Genomic DNA, 785 nt, shown 5'->3' on the forward strand with positions numbered 1-785 from the left:
GGCTATATTACCGAGGGAAAAGCGGCGACAGCTGGAAAGCTGGATGTGGCGGTAGAGAAGACTCCGTACTCCATTACCGTAGTGAATGAAGAATTCATCAAGGATACCGGGGCCAAGAATATTCAGGATGCCCTGGTCTATTCTTCCGGTGTTTATTCTGGTGCGTTCGGGTTTGATACCCGTGGTGACTTTGTGAAAGTGCGCGGTCTCGACGCTTCTTTCTACAAGGATGGGCTGCGTTCCCTGTACGGCAGTTACAACAGCGTGCGTCCGAACATTTATGCACTGGAGCAGGTGGAAGTCCTGAAAGGACCGTCTTCTGTTTTGTATGGACAGGCGGAGTTGGGGGGTATTGTGAATACTGTCTCCAAGCTGCCAAAGGCCCGGCAACAGGGCGAGATCTGGGCCCAGGTGGGCTCCTATGACCGAAAGCAGTTGGCGGCAGACATCACTGGCCCCATGTCAGAAGATGGCAGGTTGCTGTACCGGATGGTAGCGCAGAAACGGGAGAGTGGCACCCAGGTTGATCACGTGGATGATAATGGTTTCCTGTTTGCGCCTTCCTTTACCTGGCTGCCCACGGACAACACAACCATCTCCCTGCTCATCAATACCCAGGAGAACAATGGCGGGATCTCTGCCCAGTTCCTGCCCGCAGAGGGGACGCTATTGCCGGGCGTCAAAGGGGGTATTCCGGTTAACACCTTTGTGGGGGAGCCAAGTTGGGATCGTTATGATCGCAGGCTGAATGAAGCGACCCTGTTTGTAGATCAACGCCTGAATGA

Annotated in this window: 1 protein-coding gene; it reads left to right on the forward strand. The window is 54.1% G+C overall.

The annotated features are described in order from the left end of the window. A partial coding sequence (locus tag A3754_RS00220) for a TonB-dependent siderophore receptor (RefSeq protein WP_156496622.1) occupies positions 1–785 on the forward strand: 785 nt, incomplete at both ends.

The sequence above is a fragment of the Alcanivorax sp. HI0083 genome (assembly GCF_001635175.1).